Annotated in this window: 21 protein-coding genes; 3 read left to right on the top strand and 18 right to left on the bottom strand. The window is 70.6% G+C overall.

What is annotated here, in order from left to right; genetic code table 11:
* Positions 1–6: 6 nt before the first annotated feature.
* The 13 genes from VGV13_18065 to VGV13_18005 all read right to left on the bottom strand — a co-directional run bounded on the left by VGV13_18065 (position 7) and on the right by VGV13_18005 (position 12,060).
* Positions 7–1,257, bottom strand: a complete 1,251-nt coding sequence (locus tag VGV13_18065) for an ATP-binding protein (GenBank protein HEV8642997.1) — start codon at positions 1,255–1,257, stop codon at positions 7–9.
* Entirely contained in the window at positions 1,254–1,943 is a 690-nt protein-coding gene (locus tag VGV13_18060; GenBank protein HEV8642996.1) for a response regulator, read from the bottom strand. Before VGV13_18060 ends, VGV13_18065 begins: the two co-directional genes overlap by 4 nt.
* A 7-nt stretch (positions 1,944–1,950) precedes the next feature.
* Complete coding sequence (locus tag VGV13_18055; GenBank protein ID HEV8642995.1) at positions 1,951–2,700, bottom strand: ATP-binding protein; 750 nt, start codon at positions 2,698–2,700, stop codon at positions 1,951–1,953.
* Positions 2,701–2,719: 19 nt separating this feature from the next.
* Complete coding sequence (gene alaS / locus VGV13_18050) at positions 2,720–5,404, bottom strand: alanine--tRNA ligase (protein ID HEV8642994.1); 2,685 nt, start codon at positions 5,402–5,404, stop codon at positions 2,720–2,722.
* Positions 5,405–5,411: 7 nt separating this feature from the next.
* Positions 5,412–5,987 carry a GNAT family N-acetyltransferase gene (locus VGV13_18045; GenBank protein HEV8642993.1) on the bottom strand — a complete coding sequence of 192 codons (576 nt, stop codon included), beginning with the start codon at positions 5,985–5,987 and terminating at the stop codon, positions 5,412–5,414.
* Entirely contained in the window at positions 5,968–6,363 is a 396-nt protein-coding gene (locus VGV13_18040) for a regulatory protein RecX (protein ID HEV8642992.1), read from the bottom strand. Before VGV13_18040 ends, VGV13_18045 begins: the two co-directional genes overlap by 20 nt.
* A 110-nt stretch (positions 6,364–6,473) precedes the next feature.
* The gene (locus VGV13_18035; protein ID HEV8642991.1) at positions 6,474–7,634 is read right to left on the bottom strand and encodes a type IV pilus twitching motility protein PilT; all 1,161 of its coding nucleotides are present in this window, start codon (positions 7,632–7,634) and stop codon (positions 6,474–6,476) included.
* A 12-nt stretch (positions 7,635–7,646) separates the two neighbouring features.
* On the bottom strand, positions 7,647–8,666 hold the full coding sequence (gene recA, locus VGV13_18030; protein HEV8642990.1) for a recombinase RecA: 1,020 nt from the start codon (positions 8,664–8,666) through the stop codon (positions 7,647–7,649).
* A 90-nt stretch (positions 8,667–8,756) separates the two neighbouring features.
* Positions 8,757–9,407, bottom strand: a complete 651-nt coding sequence (locus tag VGV13_18025) for an ABC transporter substrate-binding protein (protein ID HEV8642989.1) — start codon at positions 9,405–9,407, stop codon at positions 8,757–8,759.
* Complete coding sequence (locus VGV13_18020) at positions 9,404–9,562, bottom strand: hypothetical protein (GenBank protein HEV8642988.1); 159 nt, start codon at positions 9,560–9,562, stop codon at positions 9,404–9,406. Before VGV13_18020 ends, VGV13_18025 begins: the two co-directional genes overlap by 4 nt.
* Positions 9,563–9,776: 214 nt before the next feature.
* A complete protein-coding gene (gene thpR, locus VGV13_18015; GenBank protein HEV8642987.1) occupies positions 9,777–10,460 on the bottom strand; it encodes an RNA 2',3'-cyclic phosphodiesterase in 684 nt (227 codons plus the stop codon).
* Positions 10,355–11,566 carry a nicotinamide-nucleotide amidohydrolase family protein gene (locus tag VGV13_18010; protein ID HEV8642986.1) on the bottom strand — a complete coding sequence of 404 codons (1,212 nt, stop codon included), beginning with the start codon at positions 11,564–11,566 and terminating at the stop codon, positions 10,355–10,357. The genes thpR and VGV13_18010 overlap by 106 nt, the downstream gene beginning before the upstream one ends.
* On the bottom strand, positions 11,557–12,060 hold the full coding sequence (locus VGV13_18005; protein ID HEV8642985.1) for a phosphatidylglycerophosphatase A: 504 nt from the start codon (positions 12,058–12,060) through the stop codon (positions 11,557–11,559). The genes VGV13_18010 and VGV13_18005 overlap by 10 nt, the downstream gene beginning before the upstream one ends.
* A 160-nt stretch (positions 12,061–12,220) precedes the next feature.
* Between VGV13_18005 and VGV13_18000 the strand changes: the two genes are divergently transcribed.
* Together VGV13_18000 and VGV13_17995 are read left to right on the top strand one after the other, a co-directional pair.
* Positions 12,221–12,382 (top strand): hypothetical protein, encoded by a 162-nt coding sequence (locus VGV13_18000; GenBank protein ID HEV8642984.1) that lies wholly within the window; start codon positions 12,221–12,223, stop codon positions 12,380–12,382.
* Between the two features lie 222 nt (positions 12,383–12,604).
* The gene (locus VGV13_17995; GenBank protein ID HEV8642983.1) at positions 12,605–12,757 is read left to right on the top strand and encodes a PEP-CTERM sorting domain-containing protein; all 153 of its coding nucleotides are present in this window, start codon (positions 12,605–12,607) and stop codon (positions 12,755–12,757) included.
* A 213-nt stretch (positions 12,758–12,970) separates the two neighbouring features.
* On the opposite strand, the gene rimO is transcribed toward VGV13_17995, so the two are convergent.
* The 5 genes from rimO to VGV13_17970 form a co-directional block, all read right to left on the bottom strand.
* Positions 12,971–14,284 carry a 30S ribosomal protein S12 methylthiotransferase RimO gene (gene rimO / locus VGV13_17990; GenBank protein ID HEV8642982.1) on the bottom strand — a complete coding sequence of 438 codons (1,314 nt, stop codon included), beginning with the start codon at positions 14,282–14,284 and terminating at the stop codon, positions 12,971–12,973.
* Positions 14,285–14,320: 36 nt separating this feature from the next.
* Positions 14,321–14,818, bottom strand: a complete 498-nt coding sequence (locus tag VGV13_17985; GenBank protein HEV8642981.1) for a YajQ family cyclic di-GMP-binding protein — start codon at positions 14,816–14,818, stop codon at positions 14,321–14,323.
* A gap of 9 nt (positions 14,819–14,827) precedes the next feature.
* Complete coding sequence (locus VGV13_17980) at positions 14,828–15,475, bottom strand: outer membrane lipoprotein carrier protein LolA (GenBank protein ID HEV8642980.1); 648 nt, start codon at positions 15,473–15,475, stop codon at positions 14,828–14,830.
* Between the two features lie 81 nt (positions 15,476–15,556).
* Entirely contained in the window at positions 15,557–16,765 is a 1,209-nt protein-coding gene (locus VGV13_17975) for an amino acid ABC transporter substrate-binding protein (GenBank protein HEV8642979.1), read from the bottom strand.
* 95 nt (positions 16,766–16,860) lie between these two features.
* Positions 16,861–17,478 (bottom strand): DUF1326 domain-containing protein, encoded by a 618-nt coding sequence (locus tag VGV13_17970; GenBank protein ID HEV8642978.1) that lies wholly within the window; start codon positions 17,476–17,478, stop codon positions 16,861–16,863.
* A gap of 99 nt (positions 17,479–17,577) precedes the next feature.
* Between VGV13_17970 and VGV13_17965 the strand changes: the two genes are divergently transcribed.
* On the top strand, positions 17,578–17,807 hold a 230-nt coding region (locus tag VGV13_17965; protein HEV8642977.1), incomplete at its 3' end, for a hypothetical protein.

The following is a 17,807-nucleotide window of genomic DNA, read 5'->3' as shown; positions in this document are numbered from 1 at the left end:
CGCGGGTCAGTCGGCGGGCTTGCCGAACGGCAGCTCGATCGTGAATGCGGCGCCGCCGCCGGGGCGATTTTCGGCCCGCAGCCGGCCACCGTGCTCGCTCATGATCCCGTAGGAGACGGACAGCCCGAGCCCGCTGCCGTCGCCGGGCGGCTTGGTGGTGAAGAACGGGTCGAAGATCCGGGGGAGCACGTCCGACGGCATGCCGGGGCCGGTGTCCAGCACCTCGATGACGGCGTGATCTCCCGCCGGACGCACGCGCACCGTCAGCAGCCGGCTGCCCGGGTGTTTGGCCATGGCCTGGTGCGCGTTCTGCACGAGGTTGAGGAGCACCTGCTGCAGCTGGTTCTCGTCGGCGTAGACCGGCGGGCACGGAGCCAGTTCCGTCTCGACGCGGATGGAGTCCTGCTGGAGTTGGTAGGCCTTCAGCTGCAGCACCCGGCGCACCTGGTCGGCCGGCGCGCACAGCCGGCGCTCCGGCGAGTAGTGGCGGGCGAACATCAGGAGATTCTGGACGATGCGGGCGGCCCGCGACGTCTCCGTGGCGATGATCTGCAGCCGCTCGCGCACGGCCGGCTTCAGCTCGGCGTCGGCCAGCAGCAGGTGCGCCTGGCCCAGGATCGTCGTGAGGGGGTTGTTGATCTCGTGGGCGACGCCGGAGGCCAGCTCGCCCACCGCCGAGAGCTTCTCGGCGTGGATGAGCTGGGTCTGGGTGCGCCGGAGCTCCTCGAGCTGGCGCCGCGTCTCCGAGTACAGGCGGGCGTTGTCGAGCGCGATGCCGATCTGGTCGGCGGTGGCCTGGACGAGCGCGACCTCCCGGTCGTCGAACCCCTCCGCCGTCTGCCGCCCGAGCGACAACGTGCCCAGGATGCGCCCGCGGCTCCGAATAGGCACGCACACGAAGCCCCGGATCTGATCCAAGCGCACGGCGGCTCGGGCGGCCGGGAAGAGGTCGGGCTCGCCGGCCACATTTTCCAGCCGCAGCGTCTCGCCGGTGGCGGCGACGCGGCCGATCAGCCCTTCGCCCATCGGCAGGCTGCGGTTGACCTCGCGCAGCCGCGGCGACAGCCCGCGATCCCCTTGCAGCAGGAGGCGCGTGCTGTCCTCGGAGAGGAGGTGGAGGCTCGAGATCTCGTGACCGGTGACGTGCGTGAGCGCGTCCAGCGCCGTGCGCAGCACCTCGTCCACGTCCAGACTGCGGTTGACCGTCTCGGCGACCGTGTGGAGGATCGTGAGGTAGGGATCGACTGCGCGCTTCAACTCGGAGCGACGCTCTTGTGCGCCACGCCCAGCGCCGCTTCGATCGACGAGCGGGCAGCGCTCGGCAGGTCGCCCAGCTCGGCCGCGACGCTGGACAGCAGCGCGATCTGGCCGAGGTGCTGGACGGCGGCCGCACCGCGCGCGGCCCGCGCCTCGCCGGCCGCCGCCAGGGCCGCCGTCTCCAGGCGGTCGCCGGTGGAGGCGCGGCTCGCCGGGGACATCTCGCGGACGGCGCGGAAGACCGTCAGGATCAGCCCCTTCCACGGGTCGTCGGAGGCCTCGCCCGGCGCCCCGTCCAGGCCTTCCAGGCTTACCGCCGGGAGCAGCCCGGCCGCGACCGCCCGATCGAGGTAGCCGAAGTCGAACGGCTTGGCCACATAGTCGAACGCCCCGATCTTCAGCGTTTCCCGCGCCAGCGCGACGTCCTCGGTGGCGGTGACCATGATCACCGCGAGGCTCTCGTCGGCGGCGCGCAGCCGCCGGAGCACCTCGACGCCGTCCATCCCCGGCATGCGCACGTCGAGCAGGACCAGATCCGGCCGCGCGCGCCGCACGGTCGCCAGCGCATCGGCGCCGTTGGAGGCGGTCTCCACGGTGTAGCCCTGGGTGGCGAAGTACTCGCTGAGCACGTCGAGCACCGGCTGCTCATCGTCGACGATCAGGATCCGGCCGAGGGAGCCCGTCACGGCGCGGTCAGCCTCGCGCCGGCAGGGTGAGGACGAACTCGGCGCCGGCGGCCCGCGCGGCGGCCAGGCGCACCGTCCCCCCGTGAGACTCGGCGATCGTCTGGGCGACACAGAGCCCGAGACCCGAGGCGGCCGGTTTAGTGGAGAAGAACGGGTCGAAGATCCGCGGCGCATCGTGGGGCGCGACGCCCGGGCCCGTGTCGGCGACGGCGATGTCGATCGTGCCGTCGGCGCGGCGCGCCCGGATCTCGAGCCGGCCCCCCGACGGCATCGCTTCCAGCGCGTTGACCACGAGCTGGGTGAGGGCCGTCGTGAGCTGGTCAGGGTCGGCCAGCAGCGTCCGGGCCTCGGGGGAAATCACGACGTTGGTGAGGAGGGCCGCATCCTGGGGCATCCGCGTCCGGAGCGATGCCAGGACGTGGCCGACCGTCTCTCCGAGGTCGATGGGATGGATTTCCGGCACCCGGGGACGCGCGAAGACGGAGAGGCTCTCGATGATCTTGGAGGTCCGGAACGCCTGCTCCTCGATGGTGCGGAGCGCCCGCTCCAGCCGCTCCGGCTCCAGGGCCTTGCCGTTCTTGAGCCCCAACTCCAGCAGCTGCACGCGGGCGAGGATGACGGCGAGAGGGTTGCGGAGCTCATGAGCGATGCCCGCGGCCAGGCGCGCGAGCGCCTCGCTCTTCTCGGCAGTGAGCCGCGCAACGAGCGCGGCGCGTTCCTCACCGGCAGGGGCGCTCCCGGGCGCCTCGACGCTCATCACTCAACATTCTAGCCGGTCAGGCGCCTGTCCGGGCAGACACGTGAACGACGACCTGCTCCAGCGCCTGGTCGAGCCGATCGGCGTCCTTGGCGCCGCCCTGGGCGAGGTCGGGGCGGCCGCCGCCGGTGCCCCCGGCCGCCTTGGCAACCTCCTGCATCAGCTTGCCGGCGTGAATGCGGGCGGTCAGGTCCTTGGTGACGCCGGATACCAGGGTCACCTTGCCGTCGGCGACACCGCCGACGAACACGACACCCGAGCCGAGACGCTCTCGCACGCGGTCGACCACGGCCCGGAGGCCGTCCGCGTCCAGGCCATCCAGGCGCGCCGTCACCACCGCGATCCCGTTGACCTGCGTGGCGCCGGCCACCAGCTCGTCGGCCCGCGAGCGGGCCAGCCGCCCCTCCAGCTCGGCCAGCTGCCGTTGCAGAGTCCGCTGGCCCTCGAGCAGCTGGCGGAGTCGCTGGGGGACGTCGGTGGGCGAGATCTTGAGGATCTCGGCGGCCTCGCGGAGCGCCCGCTCCTGGCGCGCCACGGCCGCGCGCGCGGCGGAACCCGCCACGGCCTCCACCCGCCGCACGCCCGCGGCCACCGCCCCTTCGGTCGAGATCTTGAAGAAACCGATCTGGCCGGTCTGATCCAGGTGGGTCCCCCCGCACAGCTCCGTGGAGAAGTCCCCGATCTTGATCACCCGCACCCGGTGGCCGTACTTCTCGCCGAAGAGCGCGAGGGCGCCTAGGCGAAGGGCCTCGTCTAGCTCCATCTGGAGCGGGCTCACGGGGACGTTGGCCTGGACCTGGTCGTTGACCAGCTCCTCGATCTGGTCGACCTCGCGGTCCTTGAGCGCGGCACCGTGCGAGAAGTCGAAGCGCAGATGATCCGGCGCCACCAGCGAACCCGCCTGAGTGACGTGCGGGCCGAGCACCTTGCGGAGCGCCGCGTGGAGCAGGTGCGTGCCGGTGTGATGCTGCCGGAGGGCCTGCCGCCGGGGCGATTCGACGGTGACGGCGACGTCCTCCCCCTCCCGGAACCCGCCGGCCCGCACGTGCACCCGGTGCACGATGAGCTTCGAGCCGCGGTAGTACGTGTCGACGATCTCACCGCGTCCGGACCGGCCGACGAGGGCGCCAGTGTCGCCCACCTGGCCGCCGGACTCGGCGTAGGCGGGCGTGCGATCGAGGATCACCTCGACCTCGTCGCCCTCCACCGCCTCCCGCACGCGGCGGAGGCCGTCCTGGAAGTCCACCAGCGCCAGGATGCGCGCGGGCGAGGTGAGCGTGTCGTAGCCCACGAACTCGACCGCCGGGATCTCCGCCGAGAGCTGCTGGTAGAGCCGGGCCGCCTCGGCGCCCTCGTCGGCGTCGAAGGTGGCCGTGGCGCGCGCCCGCTCGCGCTGGGTGTTCATCTCCGATTCCCAGGCCCGGTTGGTCTCGTCGGTGATGACCCAGCCCCGGCTCTGAAAGATTTCCTCGGCGAGGTCGCGGGGGAACCCGTAGGTGTCGTACAGCCTGAAGAGGAACCGGCCGTCGACGACGCGCCGGCCCGAGCCGCCGTGCTCGGTGATGTGCTCCTGGATCTTCGCCAGGCCGACGTCGAGCGTCTCCGCGAAGCGCTCCTCCTCACCGCGCACCGTCTCCTGGATCCGCTGGCGCTCCCCGACCAGCTCCGGATAGGCGCCGCGCATGAGGGTCACGACCCATTCCACGGTCCGGTGCAGGAACGGCTCGTGGAACCCGAGCAGCCGGCCGTGCCGCATCGCGCGCCGCATGATGCGGCGGAGCACGTAGCCCCGCCACTCGTTGGAGGGCGTCACGCCGTCGCCGATGAGGAAGGTCGTGGCCCGCGCGTGGTCGGCGATGACGCGCATGGCGATGTCATCTTCCTCGCGGTTACGGTACGGCTTGCCGGCGAGCTTCGAGATCTGGGCGATGAGGGGCCAGAGCAGGTCGGTCTCGAAGTTCGAGGTCTTGCCCTGCATCACCGCGGCAACGCGCTCGAGCCCCATGCCCGTGTCGATCGAAGGGCGCGGCAGCGGCCTCAGCGATCCGCTGGTGTCGCGGTTGAACTGCATGAAGACGAGGTTCCAAATCTCGAGCCAGCGGTCGCACTCGCAGGCGGGGCCGAGACACGACCGCCCGGCCGCCTCCTGGGCACAGGGGAGATGATCGCCCTGGTGGAAGTGGATCTCCGAGCAGGGGCCGCAGGGCCCGTGGTCGCCCATCGCCCAGAAGTTGTCCTTCTCACCCAATCTCAAAATTCGGTCGTCCCCGAAGCCGGCGACCTTCTTCCACAGCGCGAAGGCGTCGTCGTCGTCAGTGAACACGGTGGCGCAGAGCCGCCGGGGCTCGATGCCGAGATCGCGCGTGAGGAACTCCCAGGCGAAGGCGATCGCCTCGGCCTTGAAGTAGTCGCCGAACGAGAAGTTGCCCAGCATCTCGAAGAACGTGTGGTGGCGCGCGGTGCGCCCGACGTTGTCGAGATCGTTGTGCTTGCCGCCGGCCCGCACGCACTTCTGGCAACTCGTCGCGCGCGTGTACTCCCGCCGCTCGTCGCCGAGGAAGACCGCCTTGAACTGCACCATCCCCGCGCTCGTGAACAGGAGCGTCGGATCGTCGCCCGGCACCAGGGACGCGGAGCGGACGCGGGTGTGACGCTTGCGCTCGAAAGAGAGAAGGAACGACTCGCGGAGCTTGTCGCCGGTCATGCGAGGCTCATTGTATCACCGGCTCCGCGCGCCCCTCGCGCTGCAGCACCGCGGAGAGCAGCGAATCGCGCCATCGCCTTTTGGCCCAGACGTGCTCACGCAGATGGCCCTCCCGGCGCATCCCGATCTTCTCCAGCACGCGGGCGGAGCCGGCGTTGGCCGGGTCGCAGGTGGCCAAGATCCGATGGAGACCCCCGGGCTGGAAGCCGAAGACGAGCAGCCCGCGCCCCGCTTCCGTCGCATAGCCCCGGCCCCAGTGGCGGCGGTCGAGCGCGTAGCCGATGAACCCCTCGCGGCTGTCGGGCTCGGCGACGCGCAGCCCGCATCCGCCGATGAGCCGCTGCTCGGCCCTCAGCACGACGGCGAAGTCGTCGTGCCGGCGCGGGCCCTCCTGCCGAAAGGCCGCGGCCCGGCTGCGAGTGGCGCGGGTGTCGCTCTCGGTGTTGGGCCCCCAGGGCAGGAAGCGAACGACGTCGGCGTCCGATCCGTGCTCGTGCACCGCAGCGAAGTCGTCGTCGCTGAACTCGCGGAGCACCAGGCGCGGCATGGTGACGACGACCGCGTCACTCCTCCGCCGCGACATCGAGCGCGTCGCCGAAAACCTCCCGGACCACGCCCGCCACCATCCGCGCGGGGTAGCCCCGGCGCAGGAGGTAGTCGCTCAGGCGTCGGGCCGCCCGCCCGGGGTGCGCCCGGCGGAGGGCCGGCAGCCGCCGCCGGGCCAGCGCGCGCGCGCGCTCCCGATCGGCGCCGGGCTCGAGGGTCCCCAGGGCGGCCTCGATCAGGGGCGGGGCCACGCCGCGGGCCCGCAGCTCGGCGCGGAGGCGGCCGACACCGTAGCCCCGCCGCGCGCGGGTCTCGACCCACCGGCGGGCGAAGGCCGCATCGTCGAGATAGCCGCGGGAGGTCAAGTCGGCGACGACGCTCTCGGCCACGGCCGCCGGCGCTCCGCGCCGCACCAACCGGCGCGTCAGCTCGGCGCGCGTCCAGGGCCGCCGGGCGAGCAGGTCGGCCGCTGCCAGCCGGGCGCCGCGCGCGTCCAGCTCGCGGGAGGGACGGCGCCGTGACGCTACGATTGCTTCTTGAAGAAGGGACTGCCCGCGGCGGGCTTGGCGGGCGGTGGCTTCTTTTGCTCGCCCTCGAACGTCAGCTCGCCCGTCGAGAAGATGCCGCGCACCTTCAGGTCGAAGTCGTCGGCGTTGGTCGCCGCCTCGCGCGCGGTCTCGTAGGAGACGACGGCGTCGCGGTAGAGCTTGAGCAGGCACTGGTCGAAAGTCTGCATGCCGTACTGGCTGGCGCCCTGCGCGATGAAGGCCGGGATCTCCGGCGTCCGCTTGGCCTCGCGGATGCAGTCCCTGATCAGCGCGGTCCCGATCAGCACCTCTACGGCCGGTACCCGCCCGTCGCCGCCGATCCTGGGAATCAGCCGCTGGGAGATGACGCCCACGATGACCGCCGCCAGCTGGTCGCGGATCTGCTGCTCCTGGTGGGGCGGGAAGGTGCCGATGATGCGGTTGACGGTCTCCGTCGCGTTGAGCGTGTGCAGCGTGCTGAGCACGAGGTGACCGGTCTCGGCCGCGTGCAGGGCCACCGCCATCGTCTCCGGGTCCCGCATCTCGCCGACGAGGATCACGTCCGGATCCTCGCGCAGCGCCGCCCGCAGGGCCGTGGCGAAGTTGGGCGAGTCGTGGCCGATCTCGCGCTGGCTGATGACGCAGTTGATGTCCTCGTGCGAGAACTCGATGGGGTCCTCGATGGTGATGATGTGGTCGTTGCGACTGCGGTTGATGAAATCGATGATCGCGGCGAGCGTCGTGGACTTGCCCGACCCGGTGATGCCGGTGACGAGGACCATGCCCCGGCGCTCCATCGCGAGCTTCTCGAGCACCGGCGGCATGTTCAGCTCGTCGAAGCGGGGCTTCTTGGACGGGATCGCGCGCATGACGGCGCGGACCATCCCCGTGGCCAGGAACATGTTGACGCGGAAGCGTCCGTGGTCGCGCACCGCGTAGGCGACGTCGACCTCGCGTCCCTCCTTGAGATGGGCGTAGAACCGCTCGGGCAGGACCCGCCGTGCGCATTCCTCCATCTCCTGGATCGAGACCACACCCAGGTCGGGCCGCGGCACCAGCCGGCCGTTGATGCGGAAGATCGGGGGCGAGTTGGGCTTGAGGTGCAGGTCGGAGGCCCCTTGCTCCACGCTGCTGATCAGGAGCTGGTCGAGGTTCATGGGCCCTCCGCCTTATTTGATCGGCGCCGGGGCGCGCAGGCCCAGCGTCTCGCGGATCTTCGCCTCCAGGTCGGCGAGGACCGCGGGGTTTTCCTGGAGCCATTTCTTGGCGTTCTCGCGCCCCTGCCCGATCCGATCGCCCTTGTAGGTGTACCAGGTGCCGGATTTCTCGATGACGCCCTGTTCGACCCCGGCATCGAGGACCGTCCCCGCCTTGGAGATGCCCTCGCCATAGATCATGTCGAACTCGGCCTCGCGGAAGGGCGGGGCCAGCTTGTTCTTGACCACCTTGGCCTTGGTCCGGACGCCGAGCGACTCCGTGCCCTGCTTGATGGCGTCCTGGCGGCGGACGTCGATGCGCACCGAGGCATAGAACTTGAGCGCCCGCCCGCCGGGCTGGGTCTCCGGCGAGCCGAACATGACCCCGATCTTCTCGCGGATCTGGTTGATGAAGATCATGACCACGCCGGAGCGCGAGATCGCCGCGGTGAGCTTGCGGAGGGCCTGGGACATGAGACGCGCCTGCAGGCCGGGGAGCGAGTCGCCCATGTCGCCGTCCAGCTCGGCGCGCGGCACCAGCGCCGCCACGGAGTCGACGACGATCACGTCCACGGCATTGGAGCGGACGAGCGTCTCGGCGATCTCCAGCGCCTGCTCGCCGGTGTCCGGCTGGGAGATCAGGAGCTCGTCGATGTTGACGCCGAGCTTCTTGGTGTAGATGGGATCCAGCGCATGCTCGGCATCGATGAACGCGGCGATGCCGCCCAGGCGCTGGGCCTCGGCCACCACGTGGAGCGCCAGCGTCGTCTTGCCGGACGACTCCGGGCCGTAGATCTCGGTGACCCGGCCACGGGGCAGCCCGCCGATGCCGAGGGCGACATCGAGCGACAGGGCACCGGTGGGGATGACCGCGATCTCCTCCAGCGGCGCCCCCGAGCCGAGCCGCATGACGGCGCCCTTGCCGAACTGTCGCTCGATCTGCGCGATCGCCAGGTCCAGGGCCTGCCGCCGGTCGCTCTTGACCTCTGCCATGCGCGTCTCCTTAAAGTCCGTTTCGAGCATTCTAGGAGTAGCGCGTGGATGGCGTCAATGTCTTGGGACGGAGACAGGGAGTGGAAGCGGCTACCGCTGTGACGCGCGTCGGACCTTGGGGCCCCCCTCTTCGGTGCGATCTTCGACCGCTTCGCGGAGCCGCTTGACCAGCTCGCCGTGGGAGCCGCTCTGGAGGATCTTGTTGAACTGGCCCCGGTAGTTGGAGACGAGGCTGACCCCCTCGATCGTGAGATCGTAGGTCAGCCACCGGTCGCCCCGACGCAGCATCCGGTACTCCACCGGGATCTCCTTGCCCTGCCGGGTCACGATGCGGATGCGGACGATCGCCTGCTCGCCGTCCACCGACTCGCCGGTGTAGGCGATCCGCTCGCCGTTGTAGAGCTCGATCTTGGCGATGTAGGAGCGCTCGAGGAGGTGACTGAAGAGCCGGACGATCTCCACCCGCTCGGCCGGCGTGCGCGCCTGCCAGTGGCGCCCCAGCGCGCGCTTCGTGATCTCGGCGTAATCGAAGATCTCGCCGGCAATCTTCCTGAGGACCGCCCGCCGCTGGCCGGCGCGCGGCGCGCTGTTCATCTCGGGGTCCTTGAGCACCCTGAGCACCTGGTCGATGGACTTGCGGAGCTGATCGGTCGGTGGCGGCGCCGCCCAGACGGTGATGGCGATGGGCAGCGTGAGCACCAGGGCGGTGCCGAGCCCGAGGCGGAGGCGTCCTCCGGTCATGCCCGCTCCTCGCGGGAGCCGCGCAGCGACTGGAGCGCGGGGATGGCGGAGGCCGCCGTCAAGGTGAGGCCGAGGCAGAGGAGCAGCGTGTCGACCCACCCCATCAGCGTGTCGTTGAGGAGCACCATCTCCACCGTCGCCAGCAGCCGGGTCATTCCGGTTTTGAACCTCCGCTATCATATGGGGCAAGCGCTTTGCCAAGCCCCCGCCGGCCCTCGCTGCGTGCCGTTGCACGCACGGAGGCCTCGATAGCACGGCGATTTTCCACACCGTTTCGTGGGTGAGGCTTGCCGGACCCGGTCCTAGTGGTCGCGGGCCACCGGTGCGGCGGGCCGACTCGGCCACTTTCTCCCTGGGAGATCCTGCCGGTTAGCGGTTCGGCGCCAGCCCCAGGGGCCAGGACTCGAGGCAGGTGTAGCACGCGCCGCGCGGTGAGAGATCGCTGCGCATCAGGGCGATCTGCTCGACCGTGAAGAGGCCGAAGTCGAGCGTCGCCGCGGCGTCGAGCGCCGCGGCCAGCGCGGGGTTGCGACGGGGCTCGCGCACGCGCCCGAGGGTGACGTGCGCCGAGAACGGACGCGCCTCGGCGGCGAAGCCGAGCGTGGCGAGCGCCTCGTCGACGCGGGCGGCCAGGTCCACGACCGTCGGAGCGCCCGCGCCCACGCCGCCCCAGAGGATGCGCGGGCGCGTCGACGCGGGGAATGCCCCCAGCCCGTGCAGCGCCAGATCGAACGGGGCGCCGGCCGCCGCTACTCGGCCCAGCGCGGCGGCGACGCCCTCCAGGCGAGCGGGCTCGACGCCGCCGAGGAACTTCAGGGTGAGATGGAGATGTTCCGGGGCGATCCAGCCGACCCCGCGCGCGGTGGCGCGCAGGCGCTCGATCTCCGCGCCGAGCCGCGCGCGCAGCGCGGCGGGAAGGAGGATCGCGACGAACGAGCGAATCGGGGCTATCGCGAGGCGTCCAGGACCGGGCGCTGGGTCTCGGCGCCGGCCGGCCCGTCGGACAGGAGCCGGCGTCGCAGCATGTCCAGGGCCATCTGGGCTGACTGCCACTTCACCGACCCGCGGTCTCCCGCGAACTGGAAGCGCCGCGAGGTGACCGCTCCCCTGACGGCGAGCCCGATGAAGACGGTTCCAACCGGCTTGGCCGGGGTGCCGCCGTCGGGGCCGGCGATGCCGGTGATCGCCAGCCCGCAGTCGCTGCCGCTCGCTCGGCAGATGCCGGTGGCCATCGCTTCGGAGCACGGGCCGCTCACGGCGCCATGGGCGCGGAGCACGGAGGCAGGGACGCCGAGCATCTCCTCCTTCGCCCGGTTGGAGTAGACCACGACGCCGCACTCGAAGTAATTCGACGAGCCCGGCACGTTCGTGAGCCGGTGGCCGAGCAAGCCGCCCGTGCACGACTCGGCGACGGCCAGCGTCAGCCGGCGAGCGGCGAGCAGCCGCCCGACCACGCGCTCGAGCACCTCCTCGTCACGGCTGTAGCAGTCGTCGCCGAGGAGGGCGCTGATCTTCGCCTCCACCGAGGCGAGCGTCTCGGCCGCCGCCGCGGGCGTGGCCCCACGCGCGCGCAACCTGACCCACACCTCGCCCTCGGCCGTCACGGCGCTCACCTCGACCTCGCCGGCGGCCGCGGCCGGGCCGCGCCAGTCGGCCAGCCGCTCGTCGACCGCCGACAGGCTGACGCCGACCACCCGGAGGGTGCGGAACGCGAGGCCGCGACCGGCGAGCCGCGCCCGGACGAACGGTCCCAGGTGGGCCTCGAGGGTTCGCTCGAGGCTCCCCGCCCGCGGCAGCACGACGAAGGCGCGGCTCCCCGCCTCGAGCGCCCACGCCGGTGCCGCGTCGGCCACCGTCCAGAGGGCGGCGCCCCGGGGCGGCAGTGCGAGGCGATCGTCGAGCCCGACGTCCGCGATCCCGGCCACCGCACGCCGCACGGTCTCGCTCGTCGAACCGCCAGGATCGGCGAGGACCACCGTGAGGGAGACCTCCGCCCTCAGCGCCCGCTCCAGAGCCGCCTCGTCGTCCTCGACGAAGACGCGGGAGGCCGCGGGCAGACCGGCGGCGGCCAGGGCCGCCGCCACCGTCGCCACCTGCTCGTCGGCCGCCCCGCCTGCGACACCGACGCTCACGATCTGGGCGACCGGCGTCAGGGCCACCGCGCCACCGTTCGAAGGAGGGACAGCGCGCCGAGCGCATAGAGCCCGGCGATCAGGTCGTCGACCATCACGCCGGCGCCGCCGTGGAGCTTCTGGCTCACGCGCGCGGGGAAGGGCTTCAGGATGTCGAAGAGGCGGAAGAGCAGCAAGCCCACCGCGAGCACGGGCGGTGTCAGCGGGAAGGCGAGGACCGAGAGCGTCATGCCCGCCACCTCGTCGATGACGATCGCGCCCGGGTCCCGGGCGCCCAGGAGCTGCTCGGCCCGGTGCGCGGCCCACGCCCCGCCGACCGTGACGGCCAGGAGGAAGAGCACGAGCCCCTCGCGCGAGAAGGGAATCAGCCAGAGGAGGAGCGCGGCGAGCGCGCTGCCGACGGTGCCTGGCGCGATAGGCGCGTAGCCGGCGCCGCCGGCGGTGGCCACGAAGAGCGCGATGCGGTTGGCAGCGGTCAACGGTCGGCGGCGACCAGACGCGGGCGCCAGGGCGTCGGGCATGCGCCTACTCTACACGAGCGATTGCGGCTGCAGACGCCCGCAGCCGCTGGGTAGGGCGGTTCAGGCCGACCGGATCGTGTGCAGATATGACGGGCGTGTGAGCTCGCCGAAGCCGCCAGCGGGCGCTTTGCGACACATCCTCTCAGCGGGCGCTGTCGTCTTGATCGCCGCCTCGGCCGCCGCCGCCGACACGATGGAGGCCTCCTATCTCTTCGACTGGTCGATCCGCACCGTGTTCAACGACTTCCGCAGCGGTGTCCACCACGAGCACCATTCACCGGGCACGGCCCGATCACGCTCTCCCGGGACCGCGACTGTCTGATCTTCGTCTGGGGGGATGCGCAGACGTCGGGCCGGGCCGTGTTCGTGCCCGGCGCACCGGTCAATCTCACGGACGATTTCTCTTTCACGACCGGTCTGGAGGACTTGCGCCCGCGTGAAAGCAGCAGTCCGCCCGGCAAGCTCGGCGCCGATACCCCGTCGGGGACCAGTTCACGCCGGACAGCTTCACGCTGAACCTCGGCACGACTGCACGCGGTCGATCATGTTCGGTTGCACCTACACGTGGCCCAGCGGCCTTCTGGGGCAGGGACACCGGGTCACCGCTCAGACGCCCGAGCCGACGGCCGGGTTCCTCACCGCCCTCGGGCTGCTCACGGCACTCGCGGTGAGAAGACGGCGGCGGCGGCGGCGCTAGGGTCGGTCGGCGAATGGCGCGAAGCTCACAGCGGCCACTGCTCGCCGTTTCGAGCGCCGGCTCCGCCGGCGCAATCTCTTCCTGGGGGAGGTCTCGGAGGGGGCCGTCGAGGCCCCCTCCGATCGAACTAGTGCCGTTCCAACTATTCGCGCCTAGGAAGGCACCGTGTACGTCGTTCGTGGACAGAACTAGTATCAACAAGTTGGAACGGCACTAGGCCCGCTCGCCGACCAGCTCGTAGCCCTCGACCTCGACGATCCGCACGCGGGCGAAGCGCCCGGGCTCGAAACGGCCGCGGAGATACACGAGGCCGTCGATCTCGGGTGCCTGGCCTGCGGTTCGCCCTTCCCACTCGAAGGCAGAGTCCACGCTGGGCCCGTCGACGAGCACCTCCTGCACGGTGTCCAGCAGCGCCCGGGCGCGCTCCCAGCCGATCCGATCCTGCGCCTCCTGCACGACGGTGGCGCGCTCGGCGGCGACCTCGGCCGGGACCTGGTCGGGGAAGTCCGGCGAGGGCGTGCCCTCCTCCGGCGAGTAGGTGAAGACTCCGAGGCGGTCGAAAGCGACGTCCTCGATGAACGCCAACAAGTTGTGGAAGGCGGCCTCGGTCTCGCCGGGGAAACCGACGAGGATCGTCGTGCGCACGGTCAGGCCCGGAACCGCGTCGCGGAACGCCGCCACGACCTCCCTCATGCGGCGGGCCGTCACCGCCCGGCGCATGGATTTCAGAATTCCGTCGTCGCCGTGCTGTACGGGCAGGTCGAGGTAGGGGACGATGCGGGCGCGCCGCCACTTCGCCAGCAGCCGGTCGCTGACGTGGGCCGGATGGAGGTACATGGGGCGGATCCACGGCATGCGCGTGTCGCCGAGCGCCAGCAGCAGATCGCCGATGTCGCCGTTGCCGGGCAGGTCGCGGCCGTAGGCCAGCGTGTCCTGCGATACTAGAATGGCTTCCTGGATGCCGCGCCCGGCCAGCCCCTCCACCTCGGCGACGATGTCGCGGAGCGGCCGGCTGCGGTGCCGGCCGCGGAACTGCGGGATGGCGCAGAAGGTACAGCCCATGTCGCAGCCTTCCGCGATCTTCACGTACGCGTAGGGGACGCGCGCGCTGGTCAGGCGCGGCGTCGCCGCGTCGTAGAGGTACCCGGGCGGCGCCGAGGTCGCCCAGTCGAGACGATTGGCCGCCTGGCCGACGAGTTCGACGATCCTCTCGAGGCCGGAAGTCCCCAGGATGGCGTCGACCTCCGGCATCTCCTTCATGACCTCGCTGCCGTAGCGCTGCGTGAGGCAGCCGGTGACGATGAGGGAGCGGCAGCGTCCCCGCGCCTTGAGCTGGGCCAGCTCGAGGATCGTCTGCACCGATTCCTCACGGGCTCGGTCGATGAAGGCGCAGGTGTTGACGATGAGGCACTCGGCGTCCTCTGGCCGGTCGGCCAGCGGAAAGCCGGCCGCGGTGAGCATCCCGAGCATCAGCTCGGAATCCACCTGGTTCTTGGGACAGCCGAGGGTGGTGAGGTGGACCTTCATGTCGGGCGCCTCAGTATACCAGGCGGCCCGGGGACGTCAGACGCTGCGGTAGTTCGCGAACTGGAGCGCGATGCCGGAGTCCTGCTCCTTGAGCATCGCGATGATTTTCTGCAGATCGTCGCGGTTCTTGCCAGAGACGCGGACCTGGTCCTCCTGGATCGACGCCTGAACCTTGAGCTTGGTGTCCTTGATGCGGCGGACGATCTCCCGCGCCTTCTCGATGGGGATGCCCTGCTGGAGCCCGATGCGCTGGCGCTGGAGGCCGCCGGCGGCCTCCTCCACCTTGCCGTAGGTGAGCGCCTTGAGTGGCACCCCCCGCTTGTGGAGCCGGGACTGGAGAATGTCGACCACGGCCTTGAGCTTCATGTCGTCCGTCGCGCTGGCGACGATGTCGGTCTTGTCCAGCAGGATCTCGTTCTTGGTGCCCTTGAGGTCGTAGCGCGTCTCGATCTCGCGCCGCGCCTGGTCGAGCGCGTTCCGCACCTCCTGCATGTCGATCTTGCAGACGATGTCGAAGGAGTTTTCGGCGGCCATGGCTGTAGTCTACCGCAAGGGCACCGTGGCCACGCCCGGCGGCGGCACGAAGCTGAAGAGGCGGTCGCTGAGACCGCTGTTGACGGCGACTTTCGTGAAGCGCATCGTCACCGTGTTCTCGAACTGGTCGTAGACGACGGCCCGGCGCAGCTCCCAGGTGCGAGGCTCGACGGCGAGGATGAGCCGGCTGAGGGTGGGCAGCGGCTGCTTGGGCGTGAGGTCGAGCACGACGTTGCCCTCGGCGTCCGTGGGCTGCGCCGGGTTGAGGAAGCGGACGTCGAAGTGCTCGCGCAGCCGGCCGAGCCCGGCCAGAAACGAGCCGGCGGGGCCGGCCAGGGCGTCGGGCGCGGGCCCCATGTTCACCTGGTTGAGCGCGGGCGTGTAGACCCAGAGTGTCTTGCCGTCGGACACGATCTCCTGCTTGGTGGGCTCGCTGTACTCCCAGCGGAGCTTGCCGCCCTTCTTCAGATAGACGGCCCCCTGGGCGGGGATCGTCGAGTTCAGGCTCTTGTTGAACGACGTCTGCGAGAACTCGGCCCGGAGGTCGGCCATGCGCCCGTAGGCGCCCTCGAGCCCCCGGATCGCCTCGTCCAGCGTCAGCGCGTCGGTGCCAGTCGGGACAAGGCCGAGCACCAGGGTCGCGACGAGGAGCCTCACCACCCGAGCCATGCGTCGAATGTACACCCTGGCGGAGGCGGGGTACGGCACCCGAGGAGCGTGAGGCTCGGCAGCGTCAGCTCAGGGAACGAGGAGCTTGGCCCCCGGCGCCGCGTGCTCCCTGGGCCACACGACCACCCACTTGCCGTCCTGAACCTGCTTCACCTTGCTGAGATCGTCGCCGTAGTTGTTGGGGCCATCGAACCGGAGCTTGCCGATGATCGTGTCCACGCGGTTGGCCCGGAGCCACTGGGCCAGCGCCCGGTCGTCCAGGCTCTTCGTCGCCGTCACCGCGGCCTCCAGGAGCTGCCAGGCCGCGTAGGAGGCCGCCGCCTGGATGTCGGCCGCCTGATAGGGCAGGCCGGCCTTGGCCGCGCGCTCGCGGAATTGTTTGGCGAACTCGGCGGCAACCGGGTGGCTGGTGAACGGCGGGTGCTCCTCGAAAATGGTGGTGGAGAGTGCCCACTGGGCGTCCGGCGACACCGCCATGGGGCCCGGCGCCGGATAGAGGTAGAAGTGCAGGGACGGCCGGTAGTCGAGCTTCCGGAGCGCCTCCAGGAGCTGGTTGCCCTCGAGCCCGATGGCGCCCACCCAGAGGAAGTCCGGATTGGCGTCCTTGACGCGGGCAGCGATGGGCCCGAAGTCGCGGGTGCCGAACTCGAACTCGAGGTAGACCACCTCCTTGAGGCCGCGCTTGGCCGCCACCTCGCGCGCCCCGACCGACATGAAGTGCACCGAGGGGAACTTGCTGGTGACGATGGCGATCGTCTTCGGCGGCTTTGGCGAGGCGGCCAGCGCGTCGAGGAGCAGACTGGGGAACGTCCGCCCCGGCTCGGGCCCGATCGCCCAGGTGGGGAAGTGCATCTCGTACTTGGCCAGGTGGGGAATGCCGAACGTGTGGTGGATCAGCAGCTTCTGGTAGCGCTGGGCGACGGCCATGGCCGAGAGGATGGCCCCGGTGGCGTAGGGGCCGATGAGGAGATCGACCTTGTCCACGGTGACGAGCTTCTCGTAGAGGGTGCGGGCCAGATCGGGCTTGGACTGGTCGTCCAGCACGATCCACTCCACCGGCCGCCCCAGCAGCCCGTTCTTCCGGTTGAGGTTCTCGACGTAGACTTCGCCCGCGATCTTGTGGACCAGCGCCGTCGCGGCCAGCGGTCCGGTCAAGGCCAGCGTGCTGCCGATCCTCACCGGCGGGCCCGACGGGGCGGCGTCGCCGGAGGCGATGAAGCTGACGCCGAGCAGGACCCCCAGGAGCAGGACGGCAAGGCTGCGCGTCGAGGGCATCATGGTCGTCTCCTAGTGCCGTTCCAACTATTCGCGCCTAGGAAGGCACCGTGTACGTCGTTCTTGGAGAGATTTAGTATCAACAAGTTGGAACGGCACTAGGCCTGCCACGTGAACGGGGCGAAGTGACCATTGTTCCGCCCGCTCGTGCTGTCCCAGGTGATGCCGAAGGCGTGAAGGTGGCTCCGCACGGCCTTGGCCAGGGCCAGGCGGGAGTTGGCGGGATGGATGGTGTTGTCGATGTAGAGCGGCTCGTCGGCCTTCGCGCCGGGAACTCCCTCGACCGCCTGATCGAGCATCTCGGGGATCGAGACCGACCGCTTCAGGCCGTCCTTCGTGTAGCGGATCGGCTTGCTCTCCACCCCGAGGAACTTCCCGAGAAGCGGGGCGAGGGCCGCCATGGGACCTCCGGCCTGACCGCTCACGATGGCGGTGATCGCCTGCTGCTGATCCGCGTTCGCGCGGGCATCGGTGATGACGCCGACCGACCAGTTGCCCTGGGCCATCACGCCGGGCGCGTGGCCGACGACGGCGAAGTTCTGCCCGTCCAGCCCGACGTCGCCGTAACGCCCCTGGTCGACGTGAAAGACGAAGGCGAAGTTGCAATGGCCCTGGGTGGGGCGCGCCGCCAGATTGGAGGGCATACACGGGCACAGGAAGTCGCAGCTGCAGGTCTCGAAGTAGTCGCCGCTGAGGCGCCACGATGTCTTGGCCATGGGCGATCTCCTCTCGTGAGCCGTTGCCAGGCGGACGGGATGTGGCCGGACTCTAAGCCGGAGCTTCCGGCCTGTCAAGGTTGTGGTAGCTTAGCGCCGATGTTCCAGGCCACACGCGACAAAATCCTGCCCACGACGATCACCGGCTCCTACCCGCGGCCCCGCTGGTTCACGGAAGTGCTGCGGGGGCGCGCCTTCAAGGACGCGCTCGGCGATTCCGTCTTCCGTGAGCAGTACCTCGACGCGGTCACCTGTCTCGTCCGCGAGCAGGAGCGCGCCGGGCTCGACATCGTCACCGACGGCGACTCGCGCTTCGACCTCACCGTCGG

The organism is Candidatus Methylomirabilota bacterium, from assembly GCA_036001065.1.
Taxonomy (GTDB): Bacteria; Methylomirabilota; Methylomirabilia; order Rokubacteriales; family CSP1-6; genus MNEF01.
The sequence above is the reverse complement of the archived record's forward strand: the minus strand, read 5'-3'. Positions and strand labels throughout refer to the sequence as shown.